General features: G+C 34.6%; 24 protein-coding genes and 1 pseudogene. 8 read left to right on the top strand and 17 right to left on the bottom strand.

All coding sequences use genetic code 11. The features are described from left to right. The first annotated feature begins 111 nt into the window (after positions 1 to 111). Positions 112 to 1,512 carry a MocR-like pyridoxine biosynthesis transcription factor PdxR gene (pdxR, locus tag MKY90_RS10365; protein ID WP_341091267.1) on the top strand — a complete coding sequence of 467 codons (1,401 nt, stop codon included), beginning with the start codon at positions 112 to 114 and terminating at the stop codon, positions 1,510 to 1,512. Between the two features lie 44 nt (positions 1,513 to 1,556). Here the strand turns inward: pdxR and MKY90_RS10360 are convergent, their stop codons facing one another. After that, a complete protein-coding gene (locus MKY90_RS10360; protein ID WP_002012482.1) occupies positions 1,557 to 2,414 on the bottom strand; it encodes a YitT family protein in 858 nt (285 codons plus the stop codon). A gap of 169 nt (positions 2,415 to 2,583) precedes the next feature. Beyond that, entirely contained in the window at positions 2,584 to 3,792 is a 1,209-nt protein-coding gene (locus MKY90_RS10355; protein ID WP_002141425.1) for a macrolide family glycosyltransferase, read from the bottom strand. 383 nt (positions 3,793 to 4,175) lie between these two features. On the opposite strand from MKY90_RS10355, the gene MKY90_RS10350 reads away from it, so the two are divergent. The 3 genes and pseudogenes from MKY90_RS10350 to MKY90_RS30400 all read left to right on the top strand — a co-directional run. Continuing rightward, positions 4,176 to 5,054, top strand: coding sequence for a phosphotransferase (locus MKY90_RS10350; protein WP_098168032.1), 879 nt, complete (start codon positions 4,176 to 4,178; stop codon positions 5,052 to 5,054). Between the two features lie 23 nt (positions 5,055 to 5,077). Further along, entirely contained in the window at positions 5,078 to 5,944 is an 867-nt protein-coding gene (locus MKY90_RS10345; protein WP_016126813.1) for a GNAT family N-acetyltransferase, read from the top strand. Continuing rightward, positions 5,937 to 6,071 (top strand): annotated as a pseudogene (locus MKY90_RS30400) (class I SAM-dependent methyltransferase); the annotation flags it as partial. The gene MKY90_RS10345 and the pseudogene MKY90_RS30400, both read left to right, overlap by 8 nt. 31 nt (positions 6,072 to 6,102) lie before the next feature. On the opposite strand, the gene alr reads toward MKY90_RS30400, so the two are convergent. Further along, positions 6,103 to 7,278, bottom strand: a complete 1,176-nt coding sequence (gene alr / locus MKY90_RS10340) for an alanine racemase (protein ID WP_016126812.1) — start codon at positions 7,276 to 7,278, stop codon at positions 6,103 to 6,105. A gap of 171 nt (positions 7,279 to 7,449) precedes the next feature. Here alr and MKY90_RS10335 point away from each other — a divergent pair, with 171 nt between their 5' ends. Then, the gene (locus MKY90_RS10335) at positions 7,450 to 7,911 is read left to right on the top strand and encodes a DinB family protein (protein ID WP_098168033.1); all 462 of its coding nucleotides are present in this window, start codon (positions 7,450 to 7,452) and stop codon (positions 7,909 to 7,911) included. Here the strand turns inward: MKY90_RS10335 and MKY90_RS10330 are convergent. The 7 genes from MKY90_RS10330 to MKY90_RS10300 all read right to left on the bottom strand — a co-directional run bounded on the left by MKY90_RS10330 (position 7,880) and on the right by MKY90_RS10300 (position 14,068). Continuing rightward, entirely contained in the window at positions 7,880 to 9,076 is a 1,197-nt protein-coding gene (locus MKY90_RS10330) for an MFS transporter (protein ID WP_341093233.1), read from the bottom strand. The genes MKY90_RS10335 and MKY90_RS10330 overlap by 32 nt on opposite strands. Positions 9,077 to 9,280: 204 nt before the next feature. After that, positions 9,281 to 9,826, bottom strand: coding sequence for a MarR family winged helix-turn-helix transcriptional regulator (locus MKY90_RS10325; protein WP_002135878.1), 546 nt, complete (start codon positions 9,824 to 9,826; stop codon positions 9,281 to 9,283). Positions 9,827 to 9,973: 147 nt separating this feature from the next. Then, complete coding sequence (locus MKY90_RS10320) at positions 9,974 to 10,750, bottom strand: Cof-type HAD-IIB family hydrolase (protein WP_341091261.1); 777 nt, start codon at positions 10,748 to 10,750, stop codon at positions 9,974 to 9,976. A gap of 6 nt (positions 10,751 to 10,756) precedes the next feature. After that, positions 10,757 to 11,347 carry a histidine phosphatase family protein gene (locus MKY90_RS10315; protein ID WP_016092755.1) on the bottom strand — a complete coding sequence of 197 codons (591 nt, stop codon included), beginning with the start codon at positions 11,345 to 11,347 and terminating at the stop codon, positions 10,757 to 10,759. A gap of 91 nt (positions 11,348 to 11,438) precedes the next feature. Further along, entirely contained in the window at positions 11,439 to 12,650 is a 1,212-nt protein-coding gene (spoIIP, locus tag MKY90_RS10310; protein WP_341091258.1) for a stage II sporulation protein P, read from the bottom strand. A 15-nt stretch (positions 12,651 to 12,665) separates the two neighbouring features. Further along, the gene (locus MKY90_RS10305) at positions 12,666 to 13,637 is read right to left on the bottom strand and encodes an SPFH domain-containing protein (RefSeq protein ID WP_016126806.1); all 972 of its coding nucleotides are present in this window, start codon (positions 13,635 to 13,637) and stop codon (positions 12,666 to 12,668) included. A 2-nt stretch (positions 13,638 to 13,639) separates the two neighbouring features. Then, on the bottom strand, positions 13,640 to 14,068 hold the full coding sequence (locus MKY90_RS10300; protein ID WP_002012470.1) for an NfeD family protein: 429 nt from the start codon (positions 14,066 to 14,068) through the stop codon (positions 13,640 to 13,642). A gap of 274 nt (positions 14,069 to 14,342) precedes the next feature. On the opposite strand from MKY90_RS10300, the gene MKY90_RS10295 reads away from it, so the two are divergent. Continuing rightward, complete coding sequence (locus MKY90_RS10295; protein ID WP_016126805.1) at positions 14,343 to 15,560, top strand: MFS transporter; 1,218 nt, start codon at positions 14,343 to 14,345, stop codon at positions 15,558 to 15,560. Between the two features lie 49 nt (positions 15,561 to 15,609). On the opposite strand, the gene MKY90_RS10290 is transcribed toward MKY90_RS10295, so the two are convergent. From MKY90_RS10290 to spoIIP (MKY90_RS10270), 5 genes are all read right to left on the bottom strand, one after another. After that, positions 15,610 to 17,085 (bottom strand): amidase family protein, encoded by a 1,476-nt coding sequence (locus MKY90_RS10290; protein WP_341091250.1) that lies wholly within the window; start codon positions 17,083 to 17,085, stop codon positions 15,610 to 15,612. A 187-nt stretch (positions 17,086 to 17,272) separates the two neighbouring features. After that, positions 17,273 to 17,719, bottom strand: coding sequence for an NUDIX hydrolase (locus tag MKY90_RS10285; RefSeq protein WP_002127013.1), 447 nt, complete (start codon positions 17,717 to 17,719; stop codon positions 17,273 to 17,275). Positions 17,720 to 17,742: 23 nt separating this feature from the next. After that, positions 17,743 to 18,483 (bottom strand): M15 family metallopeptidase, encoded by a 741-nt coding sequence (locus MKY90_RS10280; protein WP_002031537.1) that lies wholly within the window; start codon positions 18,481 to 18,483, stop codon positions 17,743 to 17,745. An 11-nt stretch (positions 18,484 to 18,494) separates the two neighbouring features. Continuing rightward, complete coding sequence (locus MKY90_RS10275; protein ID WP_201056167.1) at positions 18,495 to 18,992, bottom strand: GNAT family N-acetyltransferase; 498 nt, start codon at positions 18,990 to 18,992, stop codon at positions 18,495 to 18,497. Between the two features lie 266 nt (positions 18,993 to 19,258). Continuing rightward, positions 19,259 to 20,413 (bottom strand): stage II sporulation protein SpoIIP, encoded by a 1,155-nt coding sequence (gene spoIIP, locus MKY90_RS10270; RefSeq protein ID WP_002127011.1) that lies wholly within the window; start codon positions 20,411 to 20,413, stop codon positions 19,259 to 19,261. An 89-nt stretch (positions 20,414 to 20,502) separates the two neighbouring features. Between spoIIP (MKY90_RS10270) and MKY90_RS10265 the strand changes: the two genes are divergently transcribed. Further along, a complete protein-coding gene (locus MKY90_RS10265) occupies positions 20,503 to 20,808 on the top strand; it encodes a hypothetical protein (protein WP_002127010.1) in 306 nt (101 codons plus the stop codon). A gap of 4 nt (positions 20,809 to 20,812) precedes the next feature. Next, positions 20,813 to 21,118 carry a permease gene (locus MKY90_RS10260; protein ID WP_078178819.1) on the top strand — a complete coding sequence of 102 codons (306 nt, stop codon included), beginning with the start codon at positions 20,813 to 20,815 and terminating at the stop codon, positions 21,116 to 21,118. On the opposite strand, the gene MKY90_RS10255 is transcribed toward MKY90_RS10260, so the two are convergent. Further along, positions 21,091 to 21,657, bottom strand: a complete 567-nt coding sequence (locus MKY90_RS10255; RefSeq protein WP_341091248.1) for a DUF1572 domain-containing protein — start codon at positions 21,655 to 21,657, stop codon at positions 21,091 to 21,093. The genes MKY90_RS10260 and MKY90_RS10255 overlap by 28 nt on opposite strands. After that, the gene (csaA, locus tag MKY90_RS10250; RefSeq protein WP_001263027.1) at positions 21,638 to 21,967 is read right to left on the bottom strand and encodes a chaperone CsaA; all 330 of its coding nucleotides are present in this window, start codon (positions 21,965 to 21,967) and stop codon (positions 21,638 to 21,640) included. The genes MKY90_RS10255 and csaA overlap by 20 nt, the downstream gene beginning before the upstream one ends. Positions 21,968 to 21,971 lie beyond the last annotated feature (4 nt).

Genomic DNA, 21,971 nt, shown 5'->3' with positions numbered 1-21,971 from the left:
TTATTAAATTTTCTAAATGTTATATCATCATTATAAAAAGTAACTGCCCTTAACTTAAGTGACAGTTCGATTATTTTTTATATGGCCAGTTTTTAAAGGAGAATTCTTAAAATGGATCTTACTATCCCATTACAACTTGAAAGTAAAACACCAATTTACTTACAAATTTACGAATATATGAAACGAGAAATTTCTCAGGGCTTACTACCTACTGGTACACGCCTTCCTTCTCACAGAAATTTAGCGATACAACTTAATGTTAGTCGTATTACTGTTGAATCTGCTTATCAACAATTACTAGCTGAAGGTTATGTAGAAAGTAAACCGAAACGCGGGATTTTTGTTGCAGAAGTTGATATTGATGTCATTCAAAATAAACAACAAGTTGTGTCAAACAGCGCTAACAATATAAAAAAAGAACAATATGACTATGATTGTAGCCAAGGGCTGATTGATCAAAAAGCTTTTCCAATTACAAACTGGAAAAGAGCATTACAAGAAACTTTATTCCAGTATGAAAATGAATTATTTGCTAGAGAAGATCCTCAAGGTGAGTTCGTTTTACGAGAGCATATTTCAAAATATTTATACCATGCCCGCGGGGTACATTCTTCACCTGATCAAATTATTATCGGAGCCGGTACGCAGCCTCTTCTTTGGCTACTACTTCAACTGCTTGGTTCAAAAAAAGAATATGGAATCGAAAACCCTGGATTTCACCGTATAACTGCCATGATTCAAAGTTCTGGTCTTCCTGTTCACCCTATTTCATTAGACGATAAAGGGATTCGTATTTCAGCTTTACGTGAATCACGTTCCAATGTAGCATACGTCACTCCATCACACCAATTTCCTCTTGGAATGATTATGCCATTATCTAGAAGGCTCGAATTATTAAGATGGGCCAATGATTGCGAAGGATATATTATTGAAGATGATTATGACGGGGAATTTCGTTATATAGGAAAACCTATCCCCTCTTTACAGGGACTAGATTCAAATGAACGCGTTATTTATATGGGAACTTTCTCGAAATCCTTTTTACCTTCTTTGCGAATGGGGTATATCGTTTTACCACCTCATCTTTTAAAAATCTATAAAGCGCTTGGGGGCATGTTTAAACAAACTGTTTCTACCCTGCAGCAACTTGCCTTTGCAACCTTTATTCACAATGGTGATTGGGAGCGCCATTTGAACCGTAGTCGTACGTTATATAAAAGAAAGCACACATTACTAGTTAAATCTATCAAAAATGACATGGGATCTCGTGTTCAAATACTTGGCGAACAGTCTGGACTGCATATCGTACTTCATGTTCATAATGGTATGAACGAACAAGAACTGATTCATACTGCTGCAAAACAACAAATCAAATTATACCCACTCTCTACATATGATTCTGTACATAATTTAAGCGAGGCGTCATATGTACTACTCGGTTTCGGCAGCATTCCCGAAGATAGTATCGAAATTGTAGTCAAATTACTAAAGGAAGCCTGGTTCCCTAAGTAAAATAACTCCACATAAGTTATACTTATGTGGAGTTATTTTACACACTATTTTTCTGATACGTCTCCTGATCGAGCAGTCCTTCCTGGACGCTTAACACCAGTTGTTTCTGTTGAATAGGAAGCTTCAATTATAGCGGTTGGATCTACAGAGAGAACGAGATCTTTCATTTTTGGATAAATGAAACGGTTTGTAATACAATAAATGATTTTCTTGTGCTCTCCTAAAAAACCACCTTCTCCATGTAGATACGTAACGGATAATTGCAATTCTTTCATAAGCAAATCGCCTATTTCTTTATTTTTCCCAGAAATAATCATAACGCTCTTTCCTTGATTAATACCATCTAATATGAAATCAATCATTTTCGTAACAATATAGAAAATAGCTAATGAGAACATCGCTTGTTCGATTGAAAATAAAATGGCAACAAAAATGAAAATAACCGCATTTACAGCAAGTAAAAATGTACTAATTGGTACTTTAAAATGCTTGTTCATCCAAACAGCTAACATTTCTGACCCATCAATTGCTCCACCCATTTTTACAACAATCCCAACACCAACACCAAAAAGAACTCCTCCATAAAGTACAATTAATAATTCCGAAGTTGTAATTGCTGGAAATGGCTTTAAATAAATCAATCCAAGTGTTGTAACAACATTTGCATAAGACGTACGGATAAAGAACTTCTTACCCATTACTTTTGCAGTAAATAGTAAAATTGGGATATTAAGTCCTAAAAATACTCCATAAAGCGGTAATCCAGCAACTTTATTTGCCATAATAGCAATGGCCGTTACCCCGCCATCTACTAATCCATTAGGTGCTAAAATAAGCTCTAATGAACCCGCTACAATAATCGATCCAATTGTTAATAATACGTATTCAAATACTCTTTTCATTCATTACCCCCAAAACATATATATTTTCTTAGTATTATTTTAACGTAATTTTACTACTAATTCAAAGATATCAGTTTATATACACAAAAGTTTCACCTTTATAGTGATTTTTTATGTGATTTATTTATAAAAACACACTTACGTATTTCAGTAAGTGTGCTCCAAACATTTATTTAAGTTTTAAGTATGAATTCACTTTCATTTTAAATATTTCATCAACTGCTCTATTATACCCACCAGCATTTCGAAGTGACTCTCCAACTTTACGACTATTTTCCTTAAACGTTACATCATACATTACTTTCTTTACAGTCTCACGTAACAATTCAGAAGTTAATTCTTTACGATTAAGCCTTATTCCAGCTCCTACTTCACTCACTCGTTTCGCAACTAAAGGCTGATCTCCTGTTACCGGAATTACAACTAACGGGACACCGTAATATAGTGCTTCACTCGAACTATTCATACCACCGTGTGTCACGAATACATCAGCGTACTGTAATACTTCTAATTGCGGCACATAATTATACAACTTAAAGTTATTCGGAATGTTTTCAAATTGACTTATATTTATCTTCTTACCAACAACTAATACGACTGTCGCTTCTACATCTTTAAACGCTTCAAAACATTTTTCATATAACTCAGGTTGTTCATTAAAAACTGTTCCCATAGAAATGAAAATCAATTGTTTATCTTTTAAATCTTCCATAGGAAAGCTATCTACTTCTTTTCGAGTAGCAATTGATGGACCGACAAACTTATACGATTCATCGAATACATCTGAACGCGGCTGATATTCCTTTGAAGTATATACAATAGTAATATCACCAGGATGATTCATAATATCATACATATTAATACATTTCATTCCATACTGCCTATTCCATTTTTCCATTCCCGCTAAACAAGATTGATATAATGGATTAGTTTCATCTACTTGTCTCGATTCTTGTTCATCATTAAAAGTAATGTACTGATTAAAAGCAAACGTTGTACAAGAAGAAACGCTAGGTAATTTTAAAACATTCGCTATAATACGTCCTACTGGAAAATGATTATCGTATATCAAGTAATCGTACTTTTCCCCTTTTGTTTCTTCTACAATTTGAGTAACAATACGCTCTGATGCTTCAATCATATGAGATAGCATCGTCAAAGGACTCCCACCTTCATTTACTCGTTCCATAATATTAATTTGAGAGAGGAAATTCTCAAACACTCGGAATTCTGCACCTGTTGCTTCAATCTTCTTTCTATAATCTTCAATACAATACGAAACAACTGTTTCCCCTCGCCGAATTAATTCACTTACAATAGCTAAAGTCGGATTTATATGACCTTCTCCAGGGAAATTTATTACGAGTACATTTGCCATAATATTCTCTCCTATCTAATATAATCAATAGTTAATCATATTAATTAATTTAAAACTATTAAGTAATCTATTCTACTTCTTCATATTTTTCTCTTCATTTTATTATTGAGAAATATTTTTCATAACCTACATTATAACTCTTATAAAAGTAGACTTAACCCTTCATTTATTGAAAAATACGGGATTTACATTCAGGCATTTTTACAGATTTATCATCAGAAACATTATTTTGATAATTCATACAAAACTAGAAAAATATAATTTTCACACTGATTTCTCACCATAAATTTATTTAAGTTCTATGTTGTCCCCATTATTATCCACTTGGTACATATTCTGTTATATAATAAATTTATAGAATTTACAGAATAAGGAGTCCTTTCATGCTACAACAACTATTCATTTCACCTATTATATCTGTTCAAGCACTACATCCGGGCTATGAAGACCATGCAAGCGACGTGTTTCTTGTTAAAACAGAAACTGAAGAAGTTATTGTTCGTTCCTCAAAAATGACTGAAGAGCCCAACAATGATTTTTGGTGGGGATGTAAAAACCTTTTTGGAATTGATCCAAGGCATGTACATCATTTAGAAACAATACACGCATTATTGAAAAAGCATACTACCTTGCCCATCCCGACTATTTTGCAAAAACATGTTTTAAATGAGCGAGAGTATGTAATCGTCGAAAAACTAACCGGAAATACGCTGCAATCATTTTTCGGACAACCTGATTCTATTTTATTCAGCCTTGGAAAAGGACTAGCAGAAATTCATTCGTTTCAAGCAGAGTTTATAGGAAACCCATCAAATACTTTCCACATTCCACTAGAAGAATTTAAATCTCACATATTAAAAGTCAGTAAAGATCTTGTAAATAGATTCTATTCCGATAACGCGAGCATCCAAAACGCATTTCATACTTTTGAGTCACAGCTATCTTCCTTGCCGTCACCGAAGGAATCTACACTCGTTTTAATTGATATGGATCCTACCCAGTTTTTATCAGATGATCAATCTATTACTGGTTTAGTAGATACAGAAGCTTATGCAATTGCTCCACGAGAGTTTGATTTTATTGGATTAGAATATGTACTTACAGAAAAAGAGGCTCATGCTTTTAAACAAGGTTACGAAACCATTATGCCCATTCCTCGTCTTGAAGAATGTAGACATCCCTATCGATATTTGTACCGGTTATTATCTGTTCAGGGCAGTGTGGAGTTAGACAAGTGGCTAAGTCATCCATCCTATTTTTAAATACGAATGAGAGGGATTATGAAATGAATATTGAACAAAAGAAATCTTTAACAGCAAACGAAATTCAGCAAATGAAAGATTTATCTCATATTTGCGGACAACACGATCAAATTGATTACTCGTCAGATTTACATATAAACTTTTTAACTGCCCGTAATATAGAAGTGGTAAATGATTTTCTATTTTATGATGATACTCAATTAATCGGCGCATTAAGTATGTATGACTTTGAGAGACCAACAAAACTGGAGTTAATAGGGTTTGTTCATCCGAACTATAGGAAACAACATATAGGCACTACTCTTTTACAAACCGCAATGAAAGAAATACAAAAAAGAGAGGCAGATGAAGCCCTTCTTATAATTAATGGTGACTCTATTTCAGGGAAATCATTTGCAAAACAAATGAACTTTCCTTATTTATACAGTGAATACGGTATGGAGTTCAAAACAAACGAAGCACAAAAAACAATGAAAAATAATATTAATCTTACTGTTGCATCTTCTGAATTACTTCCTGATCTTATAGAAATCGCTAGTGAAGCTTTTGGAGATTCGGCAGCAAATACATCCACATGGTTACAAAAGATGATGAATTCATCTTCCCATCAAGTTTATAGTGCTCTTATCGATGAAAAAGTGATAGGAACGATTACAGTTACTGAGCAAGAGCAATCTACTACACTATCAGGATTTGCAGTTCATCCTTCTTATCAAGGTAAAGGATATGGTAAAGGTATTCTTAGTTATATGGTACATACACTTATTACAGAAGGAGTTTCAACAATTGAACTAGACGTCGAAACGAAAAATAACAATGCTTTAAAACTATATACACAATGTGGTTTTGAAATTATGACAAAGTATGATTATTATAGATTGTTGGAATAGGAGTGACTTTTCTATCGAGGAAGCATGTTATTTTAGAGACGAAATTATTACCTCTTTAAAATCTGTAGGATGTAACAATATACAACTACACGGTATAAATAGAACATTTTTCATTTGTCAAAAATAAAAAAACTGAATCATATCGATTCAGTTTTTTCTTATTTTTTTCTTAATATATTTACAACCGCAGTCGTTTCATCATTTTTTTTATAAACACGTGGAATTCTTCTATCCAACATGCATGTAACTTCATAATTAATTGTACCTAACATATCTGCTATTTCTTCCACCGCAATCTCTTCTTCACCTTGTTTGCCGTAGAATACAACTTCGTCTCCTACTTGTACTGGCATTGCATTTGTAACATCTAGCATAAGCTGATCCATACAAACACGGCCAATTACAGGTACTCGTACTCCGTTTATTAGTGCATGCCCTTTATTAGATAGCTGACGATTATAACCATCAGCATAACCAATCGGTACAGTTGCAATCCATTCTTCGCCCGTTGTTACATAAGTATTCCCATAGCTAACACCACGATTTTTCTTCGCATGTTTAACATGAGCTACTTTTGATTTTAAAGACAACGCTGGCTGTAAGGAAGCAACTGTATGATCCACTTCTCTTGAAGGATACATACCGTAAATTCCAATACCGACACGAACCATATTTTGAAATGTGTTACTAAGTTCCATTGATCCTGCACTGTTTGAACTATGAATATATGGAAAATGAATTCCTAATTCTTCCGCTGTATTTACAGCTTTCTCAAACAAACTTGTTTGCATATTTGTATAAGTTTTATCTATTTCATCGGCGGTAGAGTAATGTGTAAACATCCCTACTACTTCTACATATCGCATACGTTTTAACTCTTCAAAAAACGGTTTAACTTCTTCTTCCTGTAAACCAATACGGCTCATTCCTGTATCAATTTTCACATGAATTCGCACTTTCTTTTGAAGATGGTTTGCAACTTCATCTATACCTTGTAAATCTTCTACTCTATAAACAGTCATCATAACGTCATATTGAATTACATCTTCTACAGCTGCTACTGGTGTATATCCTAAAATTAAAATAGGTACAGTGATTCCAGCTTCTCTTAATTCAATCGCTTCATCTACAAATGCAACTGCAAGTTGGTTTATTCCTGCTTCAATAGCCGATTTCGCAACTTCAACTGCCCCATGACCATACCCATTCGCTTTTACAGCAGCCATCATTGCAATATTTTCATCATTCACACGTCTTTTAAATTCTTTTACATTATGTTTTACCGCATTTAAGTCAACTTCAACAATTGTATCTCTTCCATATTTCAAGCTCATTGGTCTAACTCCTAACTCAATAATTACATTCCATTCTATTTCACGTTTCATATGACCTTTTACAATATAATACTTTTCACTATGCTAGTCAAACTACTAGAATTTTCGGAATTTTGAGTATGATATAATACCCTTAAGAAACTATTATATACGGAGGTGAGAATAATTACAATGTTTGTTCCATCTGCATTGAATCAAGTTAAAATTGCTATCGATACTTCCATTCAAATACTGAACCAATATACTGAAAGTGATTTGAAAATAAAGCCGATTGAATCAAAGCGGTCATTATTTGAAATGTGCACACATCTTTCCCTTATTTTCCATGCTGATTTACTCATATTAAATGGTATTACGGAAAAAGACTTACATACCTTTTATATAGAACAAACACCAGAAACAATTACTCAAATACAGCAAACGATGATACAAGGGTACGATTTACTTTCTAAAACTTTTTTATCCTATTCCAATAAAGAATTAGCGGAAATTATGACTGCTTATTGGGGTATTTCTTACTCTCGATTCGAATGGTTGCTTGAAATCGTTGCACATTTTTATCATCATCGCGGGCAAATTCATATTTTATTATGTGAGCATATTAAAAATCCTTGCATTCCTTTATTCGAATAAAAAGAGCGGAAACAAAACCAATAAAGAGTATCAATCCTAATAAAACAAACGTCTGAGCATATTCTCCTATTTTCATAAGATAAATAGAAATAATAGGTCCTATACTAGTTCCTAAAAATAAAATAAATGTATAAATAGAAACTGCTATTCCCCTTGCTTCCCCTCCTAATTGGCCAACAAGAGAAACTAACGATGGAACGGATATAGCAATACCTATTACAAAACAGATGCTCATCATTACAAGTAGCGGCAGGTTCGAAATAAAGCCCATTGAACTTAAACTAAAAATAGCGACCAACAATCCGCCCTGAAGAACTTGCCTTACTCCGAATCTCTTTGTTAAACGACCCGCAAGTGGTGACAGCAACATACCAAATAGCCCCGCTAAGCGAAAATAAAGAATTTGTTCTGAAGTTAAATTGTAAGTAGGACTGCTCAAATAATTCCCTAAAACAGTATACATGTTAACAAAAGCCATTAACAAAACAAATGCAATCATATAGCTCAATACTAAGCTTTTATGTGTAAAAACTTTACCCATCTGTTTAATTGGTCCCAAAATATCAGTATTGGATTGAGACGTTTCCCCTTTCGGAAGAGAATAATGAACCAATACAGCAGTAATGATATAGACAATACTAAGAAGAAAGAACACCATATGCCATCCAAAATGCTGACTAACAGCTGTACTTATTACTTGCCCTGCAATTCCAGCTACTAAAAAACCGGTACTAACAAATCCTATTGTTGTAACCTTTTTTTCTACTGGAAACATTTCTACAACGTAAGCTAACGCTACTGGAGAAAATGTAGCTGCTGCTATCCCCTGTAACCCTCGAAGAATAACAAGCCAAAATAAACTATCCACAATCCCTAAGAAAAAAGAAACAATCGACAGTGCAAGCAGTCCAATAAAGATCCCTTTTTTTCTCCCATATTTATCAGAGATTGCCCCAAATAACAAACAACCTATAGCAAAGCCAACAGAAAATATACTGCCTGTAGCCGCAGATTGTGCTAATGAAACCTTAAAAAGGTCTGAAAATAGAGCGGTTAAAGGAATCGTCACATATAGGCTGGACATAACTACCATGCCTGCCCAACATAACACCGCTGTCATTATTGTGTAATTCCTTTCACTATTTACTTCTTTTGATATTTCCATCATAAAATCTCCCCCTTACAATGATTTTCCCCATCGGTTTAAAACATCTAAAGTAAACTACTCAAAACGACATTCCTTTAACACTTACTTAATTTGTTTACGTTAAAAGACATATCACCACCCCTCATCAAATTAGCTAGACATATAATAAGGTAACCTAATTATATGTCTAAATAAAAAAGTTGACTCACACAATCAACTTCTTTATCTGCCTTCTCCTAATTTCTTCTGCATAGTTACTTGCATTTTATTTAATAGCTTCTCTAAAGTTTGACGCTCTTCTTGACTAAAGTCATCAACTAACGACGCGCAAGATGACCAAAAAGTCGGTAAAGAATGCGCAACTAGTTCTTTTCCTTTCGGAGTAATTTTCACCTTTAATCTTCTTCGATCTTCAGAATGATTGAATCTTACGATTAACTCTCGTTTCTCCATCCAATCTAATAAGCCAGTGACAGAAGCACGTGTAATCCCTAATCGGCTCGCAATATCCGAAGGACTCATGTTCACTTCTCCCCCATTCGATTCCATTTCACGCAAAATAAACAACAGTAAAAAATCTAATTTACTTTCTGAAATACCCAACGGAGCTAAATCTACGTCAACTGCATCTAGAACATTATCAGACGTCCATAACATTAACAAACCAAGTTTTGCTGCGATTGGATCCGTATCCGCTGATACTGTCTTTTTTATTAACTCTGCATAAGGCTCAATCCCTAAAGGAAGAGCATCTTTTTTTGAATCCATTCATTTTCACTCTCCTTTCTTTCATTTAATTAGCTTACCTAACTACTTTTTATTATACTCATATTCTTCCTTCTATTGCAAGAATATTGTTAGACAAAAAAATCCTGTTTTTAAAACAGGATTTTTCACACTGACTAACTAATATTTCTAAATAATCCCAAACTCTTTTAAAGCAAAAGAAATGCCACCTTCACTTGATTTCTTTGTAACGAAATCTGCTCTTGTTTTTAACTCTTCTCCGCCATTCCCCATTGCAATTCCTAGTCCTACATACTGTAACATCTCAACATCATTTTCACCGTCACCAAAAGCAATTGCGTCTGATTTACAAATTTTCAGATGTTCCAATACCTTTTGAATTGCAGTTAGTTTCGATACTTTATTATCTTCCAACACATTCATAACGTAACCATGAAAACGTTCAAACGTAAGCATTGGATATCTTTTCAAAAATTTTTGAGTTTCTGATTCATCAGCATACAGACATACACAATAAACCTCTTCTGATAAGTTTCTAACTTTGTCAGGATACTGCTCTAAATTTAACGTTTCGTTTAGTGCTCGTATTACACGTTCATCTTTCGAAGCAACACCATTCATAGCAAATTCTTCTGTAAAATAAGAAACACTATGACCATGTAATTCAGCGAAATTTGAAATATCATGAACAATTTCACTTGAAAGTACCGATTTATGTATAACTTCTTCCCTACATTTTATATGTGCACCATTTGCAGAAATAAACGTGTTTATGCCCAGCTCTTTAAATTGTGAACATAAGCTATATGGTCTCCCGGTTGTAACAACTACGTGAATTTCTTTATCTATTAACCTTTGTATCGCTTCTCTTGTACTTTCGTGCATACTTCTATCAATCTCACTTAAAAGGGTACCATCAACATCGAAAAATACAACTTTGTACACAGGTCCTTACATCCCGTCCAAATGATTCGTATCATTTATGAAATGTACCGTTTTTTGTGCACCCTCAATTTCAATCAAACTAATTCCCGTATCTCCCATTTTAAAATAATAGTCCATGCTAATTGGCATTTGGAAAAACGCTCGTAAAATACTATTTATTACACCACCGTGTGCAACAATTGCAATTCGGTCATACGTATTCTCTGTCACGATTTTAGAAAAAATCCCTTCTATTCTCATTCTAAATTCAATAAATGATTCCCCGTTTTCAAAACGATCATGAAGAAATTTTGGCTCTGGATATTTTTTCGCTTCTTCAAATGATAACCCTGCTTGTACCCCATTATTAAACTCCATTAATTCTTCTTCTAGTTGAATTGGGCACCCAATTCCTTCTGCTAATGTTTCACCAGTTTCGCGAGCACGTTTTAATGTGCTTGCCCAAATGAAATCTGGCGGGAAATCTGCTTTCACTTTCTGTACAAGTCTTTGTACTTGCTGTCTTCCCTTTTCTGTTAATTCAAAGTCAGCTCGACCTTCATGTACATTTAAAATATCTGCTTCTGATTCACCGTGGCGTATTAGTAGTATTTGCATGTTTCTTCCGCTCCCTTGTTTAATATTCACAAAACTCCATTATATCACATTCTTAACTTTATATAACAAAAAAGGAACGGTTTCCCGCCCCTCATCCATTCACTTTCTCTGCATCATTCCAATAATACTTACTAAACGCTTCCGTCAACACATCAATTGTGTTATATAATTCATCTAATGTATTATCAACACCACCAACTTCAATTAACATCGCATTTTTAGATAAATCTTGATTATAAACGCCATTTCCATCTTTTTTATACTTTGGAAAGATTCCTCTGCTTAATCCGTAATAGTTTTCATCTAAATAACTATTGATTGCTCTTGCAATTTTTTCATTTTCAGCACGCCCTTCATTTTCCATCCCAATTATAAAATATAATCTTGCATACGATTTCCCGTTAATTACTTTTGTTGTTACCTTCTTCCGCTGATCATCACGGTGTATATCAATCGGAAACGCAATATTATTATTTTGTGCTAATGTTTCTTTTACATATTCATGAGACGCTTTATATGATTGCGGCCATTTCCATTTTTTACTCGCTAATAAATCCCCCATATTCGTTTTATCATGAACTACTGGAATTCCTTGTCCTTCAAGTTGTTCTTTCATACGTTTCCCTAGTAAGGACACATTTACATCTGGACTTGATGGATCGGTAGCCCCTGGTAATAACGGAAAGAAAGATTCCCAGCTATGTGTATGATAAATATATACTGCACTTTCACCTTTTTTCGCTCCATTCTTTTTCTGAACCGGATTATTCTTTTCAGCTTCTGTAACTTTATCTTTTGCTACTTCTCGCTCTTTCGTTACTTCTTCAATCGGTACACTAGATTCATTTGGGATATTCGTAAAGTTTGTCCCTTCCCCAGCTACAATAATGTTAGAGTAATACTTTGACATACCAGGCACTTCTTTACCGACAAACGTTCTTAAATCTTTAATTTTCAAATCCGTCGCAATCGAGAACATTAAATTTCCAAATGACTCCCTTTTATTCTGCTTAAAATAATCAAATCCGTAATAGCGATTCTCACTTTCTATCATTTGAACAAAACCTTGCATCGATACTTTTCCAAACCATTGATTCACGTAATTCGATTTTATTGTATGTAAAAGCGACGTCAAAATCGACGCAATAATAATTATGACTAGTGCATATAGAAAGAGTAACGAGATTAGTTTCTTCCCATGTATACGGGTTGCATACTTTTTCAATGTATCACCTTCTTTATACATGGATATGTACAAGCTTTTCGTAATATACGCAAAAAAAAAAGAGAAATGGCATCCCATTTCTCTTTCTCACTCTTATTGTTCTTTTTCTGTATCTGACGAAGGTAATTTCTTCGCTTGTTTTTCTTTGAAGATTTCCCCAATTGCACCAAGAGTACCAAGTGTTTCAATTGCATTAGACGGAATAAAGACTTTATTCGCTGGTCCTTTTGCAACCTCAATTAATGATTCAAACGATTTATAAGCAAGTACGCGTTCATCTAAATCTGCTGCGCGAAGTAATTCAATTCGGTTTTGTTCTGCTTTTGCGATTTCCTCAATCGCTCTTGCTTCCCCTTGTGCTTCTAATTCTTTTGCTTCTTTTAAACCTTCAGCTTCTCGAATACGCGCTTCTTTATCCCCTTCAGCCATTAAAATTTTACTTTGTTTTTCCCCTTCAGCCCGAAGGACTTTATCTTGTTTCGCTGCTTCAGCTTCTAAAATGATCGCACGTTTATTACGTTCTGCTTTCATTTGTTTTTCCATTGATACTTGCACATCTTTTGGTGGATTAATATCGACTATTTCGACACGCTCAATACGAACGCCCCATTTTTCTGTCGCTTCATCAAGTGCTAAACGAATTTCTGTTGAAATTTTTTCACGACCTGATAATGTTTCATCAAGCTCCATTTTACCAATAATTTGACGCATTGTTGCAGATGTAATATTACGAACACCATATTCATAGTTTGAAATACCATATGTCGCAAGCTCTGGTTCAACAATTTGATAGAAAATAATTGTATCAATTTCTACTTGTACATTATCTTTCGTTATTACCTTTTGTGGTGGTACATTCGTTTGTTGAATACGCAAATCGTGATATACACGAACGCGGTCTACAATTGGGATTAGAATATTTAATCCTGGGTGCATAATCCGTTGAAATTTACCAAACCTTTCAACGACCCCAACTTTTTGCTGAGAAATAATTTTAATTGTCAATGCAATAAATACAACGACAATCAATGCGAAAATAATCGTTAACGTTAATGCTACTGCCATATTTATTCACTCTCCTTTTTCACTTGTAAAATAGTACTATGCCTCTGTATAACAACGACTTTTTCTCCAGCATCAATAGGAGTATCCGAAATAGCTGTCCAAGTATCTCCATCCACTTTCACAATACCGTTCACTTCGCTTGTAATCGTTTGCATAACAATTCCCTTTTTACCAACAAGTTTATCTACTGTATCAGTAAAACCTTTTGCTTCTCGAAAGTTTTTAGAAATTCTTTTCGTAAAGAAAGTCAATGTTAAACTTACAATCGCCCCAACAACAACTTGTAAAAATAGTGCATCAGGAGCAAACAAAGCAATAAGACCTCCGACAACAGCTCCAATTCCAAGCCAAAGCATGTAAAACGTAATCGACAACATTTCTGCAATAAATAAAATACCCGCTATTATAAACCAAATCACCCATCCAGCCATATGCAACCCTCACTTTCTTTCTCATTTTCTATATGTATATGAAGAAAAGAATGGTTTATCCGCCCTTTCTCATAGAGGGGGCGTTTGCTACAAGCTATTATATGTATTCGCTGTTACAACAAGCATTAATAAAATGCTATATTAATATATTCTTCATTATACACGAAAATCCCTTTCAAAAAATGACAAAAAATTTAATTCTTTCAAAAATATAACTTACAGATTATAATAATTAAAATTAAAAGCAGTATTGATTTGAAAGGTGGTATTCTTATTGCCTAAACGTTCACTAACTTACTATTTGGGCTCCAAAATATGCATTACTCTCGCTGACATTGTATACATAATGATTATTACAACTCACATCTATATCACAACTAGATCAGCTACAATTACTGCTCTTTTTCCATTATTACAGGTTATCACAAATCTTATCGCGAACACCTCTGCACCACTTATAATGAATCGGTTTCCATCTTATTCATTGCTATATACTCTACAATGGATTAAAACAGCTCTTTTAATATTGTTAATGATATTATTTCCTATACTATCAGCAAACATTTCTGCTCTTTTAACTTTTGTTATTTTCATTTCATTATGTAGTGGCTGGAGCGCTCCTCTACTATACGCCGTTATCCCACGCTTAACACCACAAGAAAAATTAGTAAAAGTAAATAGTGTCTTTTCCTTTTCAACACAAATTATACAAGCCGCTGCATACTCATTTACAAGCATAATTGTTCTTCTCATTGGCGTTACTTCGACACTCATGATTAATAACATATTGATGATTTTCGGATGTATTACATTACACCTTTCATTACAATCTATACAAGCTGAACGAGTAGCAGAACCCACTTCTTCGAAAACTACTGCATTATTAGAAGGATGGAAACTGTTATTTCAACACCCGTCTCTGCGCATCGTTACAATTATGGACTTAATTGAAACTTTCGCAGGGACGATATGGATCGGTGCTATTACGATGGCATATGTAACGACTGTTCTTCATAAAGGCGAAGATTGGTGGGGATATATTAACACAAGTTATTACGTCGGCACATTAATTGGTGGGATATTAGCGTGGAAAATGAGTACATATATTCAAAAAAATTTAATACGCTCCATGGCGATAGGCTCTCTTATGTTTAGTATTCTTACATTTTTATATGGTATGACAAGTAGCGGATTTATTGCTCTATTTCTTTGTGTTCTAATGGGGCCATGTTATCAAATTAGAGATATTTCTCAAACGACGGTTTTACAATCAAGCGTCACTCCTTCTTTATTATCGAAGATGTATACAGCTCATGGTGCACTTCTCTCGACAGCTTCTGGTCTTTCTATGCTTAGCGTTGGAATTATTACTGATATGTTCGGCGTTCGTACTATTTATATTATCGCCGCTTTTCTTATTTTATGTTCTGCTTGTTTATCCTTTAACTTATTAAAATATCAGAAGACGGAGCAGAAAGATATTTCACTTTAATCAATAAAACAAAAAGGACAGGAATTCCTGTCCTCTTTGTTTATTCTATTCATGACAAGTTGGGAATCTTCCTATGTTTTGTCGCTTGTTCAAAAGCATATGCTAGTTTAATTAATGCCCCTTCACTAAAAGCAGCACTTGCAAGAGTAATTCCAAAAGGCCTCCCATTATCCATATATCCCGCAGGCATTGCTATAGACGGATAACCTGCTTTCGCACATATAGTAGATCCTATATAAGAAGGGAACAGTATCGCATCCAGGTTATATTTTTCCAACGCAAAATCAATACCTTGTTTTTGCGAAAAATATATATCTTCTAATCTTGCGTTTAAATATTCTGGATTTCTTAACGTATTAGGAAAATCTTTTCTTCTTTCTAACTTAGTTTGTCCATATTTCAAAGCTCTTTCTGCTATGTTTTTATTAAACTCCATTAACTCCGAAATAGAATGTACTGGAATAGTAGAAGGTAATTTAGAAAGATAGTTATCCAAACTGTGCTTCAGCTCATAAAGTGGAACTCCCCAACTCCATTCCCTATGAAAAGACGGAATATCAATATCTTCTACTACTGTCGCTCCCTCACTACGTAATACTTGGATCGTTTCCTCAAACAATTTTTCATCGTACTCACCATTTTCGTAATAGTCTTTTGGAGCATTGTTAAATACGCCAATCTTTGCTCCCTTTAATCCATTTACATCGAGATAAGGTGTATAATCTTGATATGCCATTCCTTCACTTTTATGAGTGGCTACATCCATCTCATCCACTCCCGTTAAGTTCCCTAATAGAATTGCAGCATCCGTTACCGTTCTAGCAAATGGCCCAGCTGTATCTTGTGAATAAGTGAAAGGAATAATTCCACTACGACTAATTAACCCAACAGTCGGCTTAATACCTACAACCGAGTTTTGAACAGCTGGACTTAAAATAGAAGCATCTGTCTCTGTTCCAACGGATAATACAGTAAAGTTAGCAGCAACTGCAACGGCAGATCCTGTACTCGATCCACCAACAAACATATCATCCTTTCCTGTACCGTAAGGATTAATCGTTTGACCGCCTCTAGCGCTATATCCAGCCCACATTTCAAAAGACATTCCGTTTGCTAACTCTGTCATATTTGCTTTCCCTAGTATAATCGCACCTGCTTCTCGGAGCTTTTTAACAAGAAATGCATCTTCACTACTTATATTTTGTTCCAGGGCAATCGTACCAGCACTTGTATGCATCGAGTCATTCGTTTCAATATTATCCTTAAGTAAAACAGGTATACCATGTAATGGACCTCTTACTCCTTTTGTCTTTCTTTCATAATCTAACGCTTCTGCAATAAAGATAGCATCTGGATTGATTTCTAAAATAGAATTGATTTTCGGTCCATCTTGGTCATACTTTGCGATTCTATGAAGATAATACATGACTAGTTCTTTTGAAGTTAACTTCCCAGCTTCCATTTCCTTTTGAATATCATGAATTGTTAATTCTTTTTGCAATAGTGTATTGAACTGAATTTCCATCGTCATTCTCCTTCTATAAAGTCTTTTATTGCTAACATGTATCTATTACTTTTTCATTTTCTCCGCTCCTCGCATAAACAGCTACAATCCCTTTAAAGAAATTCAACTCACCAGTTTAAAAACCTTTAATTTCCAGAGAAATAAAAAGAGTCTGAAACGAATACAATATCGCCTCAGACTCTTTTTATTATTTTACATATACCTCTTCTAACAAATGTAAAAACTCGCCTTGTTTACCTGCTAATTCAGGGCATTTGTTAATATCAACCCATTCATAACAAAATACTAAACCTTTGTCTTCCTCACCAGCACTTACTATATGTTCCCACGTATCTTTCACATCTGTTAATAATGAAATGTGGAAAAAATGACGTTTTTGATATTCCTTTTTTTCTTTCATATAAATAATGTAATCAGAAAGGAAGCGCTCGATACAAAAATGGCGTAGTCCTGACTCTTCTTGTACTTCACGTAAAATTGCTGCCTCTAACGTTTCGCCTTCATCTACCGTCCCGCCTGGCACTTGGATACCAGCCTCTCGTATATCACGATGTTTAAAAACGAGTAGTTGCATAACCCCTTCTTTTTCTCTCGTAATATATGCATGTACCTTTTTCTTATATAACATCGTCATCTTAGCCCTCTCCCCTCAATTCATTACTGCGTTACTTCTTCAATCGTTAGTTGGTTTTCATATAAATATGTAGCTTGCGGATTCCCAACATAACGTACATGCCACGGTTCATAACGATAACCGGTAATCCCTTCTTTCTCTTTCGTATATCGAATAACAAAACCAAACTTATGGGCATTTTCAGAAAGCCACTTTCCTTCTTTCGTCTCCCCAAAAACAGTTTCTAGCTGAAATTTAGCAGATTGAGATGTAATATCCATAGCTAGTCCTGTTTGATGTTCACTCGTACCAGGGACTGCACTAGACATTGCTGTCTTTGCTTCTCCATCTTGTCTTTTATACATTGTATTTAATGCTTTTTGTCGATCAAAAGATCTAAATCCAGAGACTGCAAAAAGGAAAATCCGCTCATTATTGGCTTGCTGAAACATTTCCTCAAGTGCCACCGCTGCCTCTTTCCTCATCTTTTTCTTCTCTTGATCACCTTCACTAGAGTAACGTACTTTCGGAACAACTAAATCTGGCGGTCTATACCCATCTGGTAAACGCCTATTTTTATTCACAAGTACAAGCATCGAACTTGGATTACTAATGACTGCGATATCCCCATCCATATTAGCAATCGTTTCTTTAGCTTTCGGAAATATATTGTTTACATTTACTTCCTTCGCCTCTTGCTCCTTGTACATCTTATAATTTATTCCTGCTACTCCAATGATCAGTATCATTGCTACGATACCAAGTAGTGCCCATCTTTTTTTCATATAACGACCTCTTATTTTAATAATTTGGCCATTTCATACTCATCGATACCTTTTCCATCGATGATAAGAGCAGATTTTTTGACACCTTCTTGTTCAAATCCAATTTTGCTATATAGTGCCTGAGCTCTTGTATTGTGGGCCATTACCGTTAATTCTAAACGCCATACATCATGTAATCTTGCCCACTTCTCTACTTCTTTAAACAAACTCGTTCCAATACCTCGGCCACTATACTCTTGCAAAATGCCAATTACAATGCCTGCCACATGTCTCTTTCTTTGAATATTATTTCCATCAACTAAAATAAACCCTACTATTCTCTCTTCTTTAACTGCTACAAATATTGTCGCATATTCATTTTCTATAAAACGGTGGACCATCTTTTCTTGTTGCTCTACTGTAGTTTTTCGTTCTCCTGTTTCGTATAACATAAATTTCGTTTCTTCATCTAATTGCTTACTTAATTGTAAAAATGATGCTGCATCTTCTACTCTAATCTCACGTATCACCTTAATCCCCTACCCATTCTGTTAGTTAAAAATTTTCCTTGTGAAAAGATTTTCTATATTTTTGCGAAAATCCCTTTCTAATTCTCCTATTATAAATAGACAAATTTCGATATTACTATAGCAATTACAAATTATGTCTATAATGTGACATCTTTTCATCCTCATTTCATGACAAACAAAAAACGTAAGCTGTACACTTACGTTTTCCCCCAATTGATGTAGGCTGATAACCATCGGCAATGCCTACCACTAATTCAAATTTCACTTTATCCATTCACTTTTTCTGCTTGCCAAAAATATTCACCAAATGCCTTAGCAAGTGCATCAATTGATCGATTTAATTCTTCCTCTGTATTATCTACCCCGCCAACTTCAATTAATATCGCTTGTCCTGATAGGTCTTGATTGTAGACTCCATTTCCTGTTTGGAATCCTTTTTGAATTACACCACGGCTCATTCCCGGATATTTCTTACTAATCGTCTCATGTAACGCAGTTGCTAATTGTAAGTTTTTTTCATAGTTTTTGTTACCTTTCCCAATTACAAAAGCAAGCTTTGCATATGATTTATCTCCAATTGTTTTTGTCGTGACATTTTTCCGTGCACTATCACGGTGCAAATCGAAAAAATATTGGAGTTCTTTATTACCAGCCATCGCTTCTTGTACAATTTCTCGTGACAGTTTATAAGAACTATTACTATTTAATCCTTTACTTATTAATTTTTGACCAACATCAGTTTTATCGTTAGTAGCACCGATCCCTTCACTTTCTAACTGTTCTCGCAATCGATCGCCAACTATTGAAATATTCGTTACAGAACTCGTTGCTTTATTTGGATTTGGATCATTCGTTAAGTTAAGTAACGGCAAATAAGATTCCCAGCTATGTGAATGATAAATCAATGCAACTTGTCTTTTTCCAGTCGTTTGAGCTGGTTGTTTCTTCTCTTTATTCGGATCAGGCTTAGGAACTTGTCCAGCTTCTCCAGTCCGTTCCTTCACTACTTCTTCAAGAGGAACACTCGATTCTATCGGTAAGTTGGAATAATTTGTTCCTTCACCTGCTATAACGATTTCTGTATCATATTTCCCAAATCCCGGAAGTTCTTTCCCGACAAAACTACGTACATCATCAAAACGAATATTCGTAGCCATCGAAAAGAGGAATGAAGAAATAGAAAAGTCTTGATTCAAATTCCGGTACTCCTGTGTAAAATAATGATTCTCTTTCCCAATAACGTACATGTAACCATTCATTGATAACTCATTTAACCAATTATATAAATACGTTGACTTTGTCTCTTTCATGGAAGTTACCATTACACTAATAAGAAAGAAAGTCGCTAATACCGTAGTAATAATAAATATAATTAACTTGCGTACACTTGTTAATTTCACGTAAAAAAAGCCTCGATTCATACTATCACCCTCTCTATTTCAAGTTATGTACAAGCTCTAGAGAATAGACCGCTTAAATTCCGGCTATATTGTTAATGAGGTGAAATGAATTGAAGCTACTAATAGGAACATTACCAATCGTCTTATCATTTATTTTTTATTTGTTTGCTTTACATCCTAAAATTCGTATTGTGCTACATATTTCCGCATACTTAGCATTGTATGTACTCGGGACAATTATTTCTATTAATATATATGATGTTTTAATACAAAATTTAGTTTTCATGACAAGCATTCATGGAATTTTACTAAATCCACTTTTTCTACTTGCAGGAGCGTATATAGGGATATACACTTTGTACTTAATTTTGTCTCAAATTATTACGAAACTAATGAATTCCAAAAATGGAGTGTAACGAAATGCAGCCACCATTCATCTGTCATAAATGTAAAAAAAGAATAACGAGAAGGAAAGATCTTATTACCTCTACATGGCATTTCCGCTTTTATTTGTTTCATAACACTTGTTTCAAAAATCAGCAATTATTTGTCTCACGTTTTATTCCTATAAATACACTCTTTGGTTTCTTTCTTATTACATATGGGCTTATTGCTGGCAGCATTCTAATGTTCACGGAGCCCTCTATCAATTGGCTTATTTTTTTGCTTCCTATTTTATATCGGTTTCTTTCATATTATTACGTTGAACGTTTTTTCTGTAAATAACTAGTAGATTGACCTCTGGGAATGCTTAAACACTCCCATTCATTTTCTTTTAACATTTTACCAATGTAAATGATTTGTCCAATATGTAAAGCATAATGAGAAATTTGCCTTTCGATCTCTTGCATGACAGTGTGTTCTTCTCCACGAATGTATACTTTCTGCAAAATCTGCTCTGCTGTTAAAGTATCCATCGTTTTAAAGACATACTCCCACCCTTCTTGCCACGCAGCAAGCGCTTCTTGTTTTGAATTGTAGCCACCTTCAAATTCACCATCTCGGTTACGATCTATTTTTTCGCCATCAGACGTTAAAAATTCCGTCCATCTTGAACGCATATTACCATGTAAATGTTTAATAATAATCGCGATACTATTTGTCTCTTCCTGAGCTGACCACATTATCTGTTCATAAGATAATTGAGAAAGTACACGTTCTCCTTGTTTTTGTGTTGCCTTGAAATTCGAAATGGCACATTGTAAATATTCTCGTCCGATATCCATGTTTACCCCTACCTTCACACTAACTAATTTTCGTTCCATTTGGCAATTCCATATTAGGCTGAAGCAACACAACATCACCAGCTTCAGGAACACCACCCAATACAAGCACTTCCGATTTAAATCCTGCCACACGCTTTGGCGGAAAATTTACAACAGCAACAATTTGCTGACCGATTAAGTCTTCTGGATTATATCTCTTCGTAATTTGAGCACTTGACTGCTTGACCCCAAGCTCCCCAAAATCAATTTCTAGTTTAATCGCTGGCACTCTCGCTTCTTTAAATTCCTCTGCCTGTGTTACTGTTCCAATTCTTACATCAAAAGTTAAAAAATCTTCAAAATTAGCCATTTTA

The organism is Bacillus sp. FSL P2-0099, from assembly GCF_038007445.1.
GTDB lineage: Bacteria > Bacillota > Bacilli > Bacillales > Bacillaceae_G > Bacillus_A > Bacillus_A mycoides.
The sequence above is the reverse complement of the archived record's forward strand: the minus strand, read 5'-3'. Positions and strand labels throughout refer to the sequence as shown.

What these genes read in the sequence shown, in the direction of transcription:
- pdxR (WP_341091267.1), top strand. Translation starts at nt 112, where the DNA reads ATGGATCTTACTATCCCATTACAACTTGAAAGTAAAACACCAATTTAC.
- MKY90_RS10360 (WP_002012482.1), bottom strand. Translation starts at nt 2,414, where the DNA reads ATGAAAAGAGTATTTGAATACGTATTATTAACAATTGGATCGATTATT.
- MKY90_RS10355 (WP_002141425.1), bottom strand. Translation starts at nt 3,792, where the DNA reads ATGGCAAATGTACTCGTAATAAATTTCCCTGGAGAAGGTCATATAAAT.
- MKY90_RS10350 (WP_098168032.1), top strand. Translation starts at nt 4,176, where the DNA reads ATGCTACAACAACTATTCATTTCACCTATTATATCTGTTCAAGCACTA.
- MKY90_RS10345 (WP_016126813.1), top strand. Translation starts at nt 5,078, where the DNA reads ATGAATATTGAACAAAAGAAATCTTTAACAGCAAACGAAATTCAGCAA.
- alr (WP_016126812.1), bottom strand. Translation starts at nt 7,278, where the DNA reads ATGAGCTTGAAATATGGAAGAGATACAATTGTTGAAGTTGACTTAAAT.
- MKY90_RS10335 (WP_098168033.1), top strand. Translation starts at nt 7,450, where the DNA reads ATGTTTGTTCCATCTGCATTGAATCAAGTTAAAATTGCTATCGATACT.
- MKY90_RS10330 (WP_341093233.1), bottom strand. Translation starts at nt 9,076, where the DNA reads ATGGAAATATCAAAAGAAGTAAATAGTGAAAGGAATTACACAATAATG.
- MKY90_RS10325 (WP_002135878.1), bottom strand. Translation starts at nt 9,826, where the DNA reads ATGGATTCAAAAAAAGATGCTCTTCCTTTAGGGATTGAGCCTTATGCA.
- MKY90_RS10315 (WP_016092755.1), bottom strand. Translation starts at nt 11,347, where the DNA reads ATGCAAATACTACTAATACGCCACGGTGAATCAGAAGCAGATATTTTA.
- spoIIP (WP_341091258.1), bottom strand. Translation starts at nt 12,650, where the DNA reads ATGGGATGCCATTTCTCTTTTTTTTTTGCGTATATTACGAAAAGCTTG.
- MKY90_RS10305 (WP_016126806.1), bottom strand. Translation starts at nt 13,637, where the DNA reads ATGGCAGTAGCATTAACGTTAACGATTATTTTCGCATTGATTGTCGTT.
- MKY90_RS10300 (WP_002012470.1), bottom strand. Translation starts at nt 14,068, where the DNA reads ATGGCTGGATGGGTGATTTGGTTTATAATAGCGGGTATTTTATTTATT.
- MKY90_RS10290 (WP_341091250.1), bottom strand. Translation starts at nt 17,085, where the DNA reads ATGGAAATTCAGTTCAATACACTATTGCAAAAAGAATTAACAATTCAT.
- MKY90_RS10285 (WP_002127013.1), bottom strand. Translation starts at nt 17,719, where the DNA reads ATGACGATGTTATATAAGAAAAAGGTACATGCATATATTACGAGAGAA.
- MKY90_RS10280 (WP_002031537.1), bottom strand. Translation starts at nt 18,483, where the DNA reads ATGAAAAAAAGATGGGCACTACTTGGTATCGTAGCAATGATACTGATC.
- spoIIP (WP_002127011.1), bottom strand. Translation starts at nt 20,413, where the DNA reads ATGAATCGAGGCTTTTTTTACGTGAAATTAACAAGTGTACGCAAGTTA.
- MKY90_RS10260 (WP_078178819.1), top strand. Translation starts at nt 20,813, where the DNA reads ATGCAGCCACCATTCATCTGTCATAAATGTAAAAAAAGAATAACGAGA.
- MKY90_RS10255 (WP_341091248.1), bottom strand. Translation starts at nt 21,657, where the DNA reads ATGGAACGAAAATTAGTTAGTGTGAAGGTAGGGGTAAACATGGATATC.
- csaA (WP_001263027.1), bottom strand. Translation starts at nt 21,967, where the DNA reads ATGGCTAATTTTGAAGATTTTTTAACTTTTGATGTAAGAATTGGAACA.